Source organism: Psychrobacter sp. (assembly GCF_030457785.1).
Taxonomy (GTDB): Bacteria; Pseudomonadota; Gammaproteobacteria; order Pseudomonadales; family Moraxellaceae; genus Psychrobacter.
Window position 1 is genome coordinate 1 of sequence record NZ_JAKDUI010000148.1, and the last position, 7,175, is coordinate 7,175.

Annotated in this window: 7 protein-coding genes and 1 pseudogene; 7 read left to right on the forward strand and 1 reads right to left on the reverse strand. The window is 44.4% G+C overall.

Annotated elements, in window-relative coordinates; genetic code table 11:
- The 7 genes and pseudogenes from L0J61_RS07910 to radA all read left to right on the forward strand — a co-directional run.
- Positions 1–259, forward strand: a pseudogene (locus tag L0J61_RS07910) (RNA chaperone Hfq); the annotation flags it as partial.
- 208 nt (positions 260–467) lie between these two features.
- Positions 468–1,463 carry a KpsF/GutQ family sugar-phosphate isomerase gene (locus L0J61_RS07915; protein ID WP_301465883.1) on the forward strand — a complete coding sequence of 332 codons (996 nt, stop codon included), beginning with the start codon at positions 468–470 and terminating at the stop codon, positions 1,461–1,463.
- 65 nt (positions 1,464–1,528) lie between these two features.
- Positions 1,529–2,083 carry an HAD family hydrolase gene (locus L0J61_RS07920; protein ID WP_301465885.1) on the forward strand — a complete coding sequence of 185 codons (555 nt, stop codon included), beginning with the start codon at positions 1,529–1,531 and terminating at the stop codon, positions 2,081–2,083.
- A gap of 11 nt (positions 2,084–2,094) precedes the next feature.
- Complete coding sequence (lptC, locus tag L0J61_RS07925) at positions 2,095–2,679, forward strand: LPS export ABC transporter periplasmic protein LptC (RefSeq protein ID WP_301465886.1); 585 nt, start codon at positions 2,095–2,097, stop codon at positions 2,677–2,679.
- A gap of 147 nt (positions 2,680–2,826) precedes the next feature.
- Positions 2,827–3,354 carry a lipopolysaccharide transport periplasmic protein LptA gene (gene lptA, locus L0J61_RS07930; protein ID WP_301465887.1) on the forward strand — a complete coding sequence of 176 codons (528 nt, stop codon included), beginning with the start codon at positions 2,827–2,829 and terminating at the stop codon, positions 3,352–3,354.
- 51 nt (positions 3,355–3,405) lie between these two features.
- Entirely contained in the window at positions 3,406–4,185 is a 780-nt protein-coding gene (gene lptB, locus L0J61_RS07935) for an LPS export ABC transporter ATP-binding protein (RefSeq protein ID WP_301465888.1), read from the forward strand.
- 302 nt (positions 4,186–4,487) lie between these two features.
- Positions 4,488–5,927, forward strand: a complete 1,440-nt coding sequence (gene radA / locus L0J61_RS07940; RefSeq protein WP_301465890.1) for a DNA repair protein RadA — start codon at positions 4,488–4,490, stop codon at positions 5,925–5,927.
- A 123-nt stretch (positions 5,928–6,050) separates the two neighbouring features.
- On the opposite strand, the gene L0J61_RS07945 is transcribed toward radA, so the two are convergent.
- Positions 6,051–6,665, reverse strand: coding sequence for a septal ring lytic transglycosylase RlpA family protein (locus L0J61_RS07945; protein WP_301465892.1), 615 nt, complete (start codon positions 6,663–6,665; stop codon positions 6,051–6,053).
- Positions 6,666–7,175: the final 510 nt, after the last annotated feature.

The following is a 7,175-nucleotide window of genomic DNA, read 5'->3' on the forward strand; positions in this document are numbered from 1 at the left end:
ACAAGGTGCCGTACCAGCCGGTTATCAAGGTGGTGGTTTTGAGCGTGGTGGTAACCCGGCTAGTGCAGGTGGTTTCGAGGAGCGTGGCTTTGCTTCTAGCCGTAGTGGCTTTAACCGAGGTGGTTTCGGACAGGGGCAAGATCGTGGTTTCGAACGTGGCAGCTTTGGTCAGGATCGTGGTTTTGAGCGTGGTGGTTTCGGCCAAGATCGCAACTTTGATGCAGCAGCAGATGACGATTCTAATGAAAATAATGGTTAAATAACCGCCCTATTACTAAGACTTGGTTTAAATTATTTGATAGAAACCTGCTTTTGAAGTAGGTTTTTTTCGTATATCTTCATGTAAAATAAAGGTTTTATTTTGACTGTGTAGCCATGAGTTTTTCAAGTAATTATCAATATAAGCCATAGTATAGTAAGATACTTGGTCGGTTTAAGTTTATTTAACATAAATATAGAGTTGATTCATGAATAATAACCAAAGTAATCTAACCCATGAGCAATTTATTAGTACCGCCGTTGATGCAGTTAATACTGAAATATCTGCGTTGACCTTATTGACAGAACAAATAGATGATAGATTTGCCCAAGCCTGCGACATTATTTTGTCTTGCAAAGGACGAGTAGTAGTAACAGGTATGGGGAAGTCTGGCCTGATCGGTCGCAAAATAGCCGCGACATTTGCATCAACAGGTACCCCTGCCTTTTTTATGCATCCTGGAGAAGCGGGACATGGCGACTTGGGTATGTTGGTTAAGGGCGATGTATTGCTAGCCATCTCCAATTCTGGTGAGTCAGATGAGATTAGAATGCTATTGCCTGTGGTAAAACGTTTAAATATTCCACTGATTAGTATCAGCCGTGATAAGCGTGGCATGTTACCAAAGTCTGCTGATATCGCACTGACGCTTGGTAAATCACAAGAGGCGTGTCCGCTGAATTTGGCGCCGACTTCTAGTACGACAGCCACGCTAGCACTGGGTGATGCTTTGGCAGTTGCCTTAGTGCATGCACGTAATTTCACCTCAGAAGATTTCGCTTTATCTCATCCAGCGGGTGCTTTGGGGCGTCAACTGTTGATGCGTGTTGAGGATTTGATGCACTCTGGCACGTCTGAAAACTTACCGCTTATTCATCAGAAAGCACCGTTACAAGAAGCGCTTCTTACCATGTCTGCTGGGCGCTTGGGTATGACTGTGGTGATCGATGATAGTGATAAAGTCACGGGTGTATTTACGGATGGGGACTTGCGCCGAGGTTTAGAGAAAGGCATCGATCTACAGACGCCAATGCGTGAAGTGATGGTCAAAGACCCGCAACGTGTTAGTAAGACCATGCGTGCTTCTGATGCATTGAGTGTGATGAACGAAAACGGTATCAGTCAATTGTTAATTATCGACGATACAGATCGTTTAGAGGCGATAATTACGTTACATGATTTGCTACAAGCAGGCGTAAAATAGTCATCGTCGATTAAAGTGAATGGTTGATATTAATAATTTAATAAACAGATGTTACGAGGGTCATCATGCAGGATTTAATCAAAAAGGCCGGACAAGTAAAACTCTTGGTCATGGATGTCGATGGTATTTTGTCCAACGGTCAAATCATTTATGATGCCAATGGCATTGAGACCAAAGCCTTTTCAGTGCAGGATGGCGTTGGGGTTAAATCCTTAGCTCGTTATGGTATTTTGACCGCTATCATCACGGGCCGCAGTAGCCCGATGGTAGACAAGCGTGCGCTTGAAATGGGTGTTGATTACGTCGTACAAGGGCGTGATGATAAGCTTGTTGCGTTAAATGAGCTATTATTATCCATGCTTGATCCAGCTCTTGGTATTACCGCCGCCGACTGTGCCTATATGGGTGATGACCTACCAGATATCAAAGCGATGCAAACAGTTGGGTTTGCGGCCACAGTGCCAAATGCTCATGCGGAAGTGGTTAAGCGTAGCGACATGGTGACGACTCGAGCAGGTGGTACTGGTGCGGTGCGTGAAATATGTGATCTGATCTTGAAAGGTCACGGACATTATTCAGACTTTATTGCGCACTATACGCTTGATGAAAAGCAACCTTAGGATAACTTATCGTGAATACTCGTGTTTTAATAGTTCTCGCATTGATTATTGCTGGTATCGCAGGTTGGTTCTTCCAACAGCAAGGTGAGGTTGCACCTCCAGTCAATGTGGAAGCAACCGATGTCGATTATGAAGCAACGGACATCAAGGCGGTGCAGACTAACGATCAAGGCGAAACAGAGTATGAACTCACTGCAGAGTCTTTGACACACAATCCAGAGACCAATCTTGATGAGATGTCGGGCATTACGATGAACTGGGAGCCGTCAGAAGATCAGCGCTACCGCATTGAAGCAGGTAGTGCGGCCATCAATCAACAGACAGGTGAGTTGAACTTATCAGGGGGCTTCTCACTGTTCAGTGAGGGTAATACAGCCAATCCTGAAGTTGAGCCTATTAAAGTTACCGGCAGTGCACTAACCGGTAATACTAAGTCTGGGAAAGTGTACAGCGAAGCACCAGTGACGTTTGAACAAGGCGCGAATCGCTTTGAGGCGGCTAGCATGACCGCCAATCTTGAGACGGGTGACTATGAGTTTGGGCAGGTTGCCGTTGCCTTTACACCGTCTGAACGTCAAGATGAAGCATTGTTCTAGATTGTTTTTAGAGTGTCGCTGTGCCATCACTATGCTGTGCCAACACTATGTTGAACCATACTGCTCGGCGACACGACTCAAAATAACATTTAAAAGTGGCTATCAAATAGTTTATACACCCTACCTATTTTAAAATGAGTGACTGCTATGAAACCTAAATTTTTGCCAACATTGAGTGCGGTACCGATGCTGATGCTGGTGGCATTGCCTCTGTATAGTCATGCTTTACCATCGGATGCCAACCAGGAAATCAAGCTACTGGCAGACAGAGCCACTTATAGTGAGAGCACAGGTGTCACGAGTTATACAGGTAACGTCATCATCACTCAAGGGACGTTCAAGATGACGGCCGATGATATTACGGTCAACTTATCGCAGCAGCGCAGCATCAATTCGGCCGTTGCTACTGGTCGTCCAGCCACGATGCAGCAGGTTGTTACTCAAGAAAAAGGCTTAGCAAAAGGTCAAGCCAATAAGATTGACTATAATGCTGTCAGCGGTATTATCACATTAACCGGGAATGCCAAACTGGTTCAAAACGGTGCAAGTTTTGCAGGTAATGTCATTCGCTATAGCCTAAAAGCTGGGGACGTCGAAGCGACGGCTGGCGGTAATCAACGAGTAGAGTTAGTATTCCCTCCTAGTGGCAATGCCAATCAGAGTGGTGTGCGCTAGACAGTACAAGTCCATGGAAGTGCTTGAATTTTGCAATAGTATGAGTAAGTTATGAGTGATAATCAAAATATTGAAGCTACAGTACAAAATAACAGTCTAGCGCCTACTGCACGACTATCTATGCAAAATTTAGGGAAGCGTTATGGCAAGCGATGGGTAGTTAAAGACGTCTCATTCTCGGTCGAGCAAGGGCAAGTGGTTGGGTTATTGGGCCCTAATGGCGCAGGTAAGACAACCAGTTTTTATATGGTCGTTGGACTGGTCAATATGGATAAGGGGCGTGTGACCTTAGGTAAAATGGATTTGTCCAAATACGCGATGCATGAACGTGCTCGTGCAGGTATTGGCTATTTGCCTCAAGAAGCTTCCATCTTTCGTAAGCTATCTATCGAAGATAATATTTTGGCTATTTTACAGACCCGTAAAGAGCTGAGTGCGAAAGAGCAGCGGCAAGAGCTTGAGAAACTAATCGGTGAATTTCACTTAGAGCATGTACGAAAGTCAATGGGTATGAGCGTGTCAGGTGGTGAGCGACGTCGTTGTGAGATAGCCAGATCTCTAGCAGCTGACCCAAAGTTTATCTTGCTAGATGAGCCGTTTGCTGGCGTTGACCCTATTTCTGTTGGTGATATCAAAGATGTGATTTTAACGCTAAAAAATCGTGGTATTGGTGTGCTTATAACCGACCACAACGTTCGTGATACGCTTGCCATTTGCGAAAAAGCTTATATTGTTTCAGAAGGCGCGATCATCGCTGAAGGCACGTCGCGTGAAGTATTAGAAAATGACTTGGTGAAGTCGGTGTATTTGGGTAAGGACTTCCAAGTATAGCCAGATGCGTAATGTACTTCTTATTTTTGTATTTTACTGATTACGATTTTGAATAAAAGTTGATATCTGAGCATTAGGTAACCTCAACGGCTAATATTTCATATCTTTTTTACAATACACAGGCGCTCATGTTAGCGACTGGCCTTTCTCCGAAATCCTGTTTATAAAAACCCTAAAGAACACAATTATAACTATTTGTGAGTATTTCAAATATACTGGTTCAGTGTCGCAATATGACTGTAATACATCAATAAAAGCGATTAAATACTACTGATTAGACACCTGAGTAAGGCCTATTAACTATGGCAAAAAATAAGAGCAGCTACGTCTGTCAGAACTGTGGTGCGCATTTCGGAAAGTGGGCAGGGCAGTGTGCTGATTGCAGCGAATGGAATAGTTTGGTCGAAGCACCAAATGTTAGCATGCCGCATCATAATAAGAGTTCTTCTAAATCAACAGCAAGTCGTGTAACCTCTAGCCCATCAAACAACAAAACGTCAGGAAATTACTCTGGTACTCATAGTGCGGTTATGCCCTTAAACGCAGTAAGCGTAACGTTAGATACGCGATTGCCAACGGGAATCAGTGAGTTTGATCGTGTCTTGGGTGGTGGATTGGTTGCGGGCTCTGTCGTATTGATAGGTGGTGATCCGGGCATTGGTAAATCTACAATTCTTTTGCAGACTGCGACGAATATGGCACGTGCAGACTCATTGGCAGGCAGTGCATTGTATGTAACGGGAGAGGAGTCTCTTGCACAAGTTGCGATGCGTGCCAAGCGTTTAGATTTACCTGCTGATAGATTGCGAGTATTAGCCGAAACAAACGTGGAGACTATCTGTGCGGCTCTGACTCAAGAGCAGCCAGCTATCGCTATTATTGATTCTATCCAAACGATTTATACTGATGCTATTAACTCTGCTCCAGGGGGTGTTAGTCAGATTCGAGAATCTGCCGCGATATTAACACGCTATGCCAAGCAAACAGGCACGGCATTGTTTTTGGTGGGGCATGTAACTAAAGAAGGAACATTGGCAGGCCCTCGTGTACTCGAGCATATGGTTGATACGGTATTGTATTTTGAGGGTCAGTCCGATTCACGGTTTCGTATGATTCGTGCTGTAAAAAACCGTTTTGGGGCTGTCAACGAGCTCGGCATCTTTGGTATGACAGACTTGGGGCTCAAAGAAGTCGCCAATCCCTCTGCGATCTTTTTAAGCCGTTACGACAAACCAGTTGCTGGCTCTATCGTTATGGTTAGCCGAGAAGGAACAAGACCATTATTGGTCGAGGTGCAAGCTCTGGTTGATGACTCACAAGGGTCGCCAAGACGGATGGCGTTAGGGTTAGATTTTCAGCGTTTGTCTATGCTGTTAGCTGTTATGCATCGTCACGGAGGCATTCATACCAGTGGACAAGATGTCTATGTCAACGTGGTCGGTGGTGTGAAGGTGCTAGAGACTGGGTCTGATTTAGCCGTATTGCTAGCGTGTGCGTCGAGTATACGGGAAAAGGCACTCCCTTCCTCTTTGGCTGTATTTGGAGAAGTTGGGCTGTCAGGTGAAATTCGCCCAGTGCCGAATGGTCACGAGCGATTAAAAGAAGCTATGAAGCATGGTTTTAAACATGCGATTATTCCCAAAGCAAATGCACCTGCAAAAGAGTCCAATCAGTTTAAGGGCATAAATGTCATTGCTGTCGAACGTCTTGACGATGCTATTGAAAGTGCATTTGAGTTATAAACTGTCTTTGATCACTTTTGATATTTAAAATCACTAATATTAATACAGTCATAAAAAAGCGCCTGACTTATCATAGTCAGGCGCTTTTTTATGTAGCACGGTAGCGCAGTCAGTAGGCTAGACTTATGGCCCTGAAACACGTTCGATTGACACGTTGCCAACACCTTTATTGGTGATACCTAGTTGCTTGGCGGCACCATAAGATAAATCCATCACCCGGTTGCCGTGGAATGGACCGCGGTCATTGACCTTAACGACTACGCTTTTACCATTTGTGTTGTTGGTTACTTTAACGTAGCAGTTCAAGGGTAGTGAGCGATGTGCTGCAGTCAAACCATTCATATCGAAAGTTTCACCACTAGCGGTTTTTCGGCCGTGAAATTTACGACCGTACCAAGAAGCCAGACCAGTCTGTTTGAATTTACTGACTGAGTTGGAGGCCACAGCCGTCAAGCGCTCTAGTACATCTTCATCATCATTAACTTGGATAGTATCATTGGCTAATAGCGAGCTATTAAGTGCTAAAGAAGTAGGGTTGCGTGCTGATTTAACTAGGCTAGGAGCGCCATCGTGTTGGCGGTTTAGCTCACTAAGTACGCGATCGATATGAGAGGCGTTGTCTTGTGATGTCATTGCAAGTGCACTTCTGGTTTCAGAGGCGTTCGCGCCAGTCGCAACTGCAGAGCCAGAAAATAAAACGGCTGACATGGTAAGTAGACCAGATAAATGCTTGTTCATAAATACCTCTATATAACTTGTATCAAGTTTGGCAATGTTAGGTCAGACTAACTGGGCGGTACGTTATTCACTCTATAGCCGTTTTATCAAACGCTTGCTTATCCAAAATTGGTTAAATTTGAGATTAAATCGGCTTTGGTATGCGATGGTTTTATGGCACTCTCGAAAGCAGTCGTTGTAAAGTACTTATGAAGGAGGCAAATAGTAAAAGGATTTGCTAACTATACAGACGATCTACGACTGCAATATGTTTCAATGAAACGTTACGCAAGCATTGTGTAGATATTATGTATCGAGGTGCAGTAAAGCATTGAGATTAGCGCAATTATATGAAAAAAACAAGGCTTAAAGCACATTAAGCACCAGCCAGTCATTTCCCATGCCACGGCATGACTGGGGTGTGGCTGGTTTCGCACCGGTAGCTAACACCATTACTGCCTTCTGCCTTCGGAAATTAACGGATAGTCAATAGTTAAGACTATTGCATGCAGTGCAACTGGTAGGAATTCA

What these genes read in the sequence shown, in the direction of transcription:
- lptA (WP_301465887.1), top strand. Translation starts at nt 2,827, where the DNA reads ATGAAACCTAAATTTTTGCCAACATTGAGTGCGGTACCGATGCTGATG.
- lptB (WP_301465888.1), top strand. Translation starts at nt 3,406, where the DNA reads ATGAGTGATAATCAAAATATTGAAGCTACAGTACAAAATAACAGTCTA.
- L0J61_RS07945 (WP_301465892.1), bottom strand. Translation starts at nt 6,665, where the DNA reads ATGAACAAGCATTTATCTGGTCTACTTACCATGTCAGCCGTTTTATTT.
- radA (WP_301465890.1), top strand. Translation starts at nt 4,488, where the DNA reads ATGGCAAAAAATAAGAGCAGCTACGTCTGTCAGAACTGTGGTGCGCAT.
- L0J61_RS07915 (WP_301465883.1), top strand. Translation starts at nt 468, where the DNA reads ATGAATAATAACCAAAGTAATCTAACCCATGAGCAATTTATTAGTACC.
- L0J61_RS07920 (WP_301465885.1), top strand. Translation starts at nt 1,529, where the DNA reads ATGCAGGATTTAATCAAAAAGGCCGGACAAGTAAAACTCTTGGTCATG.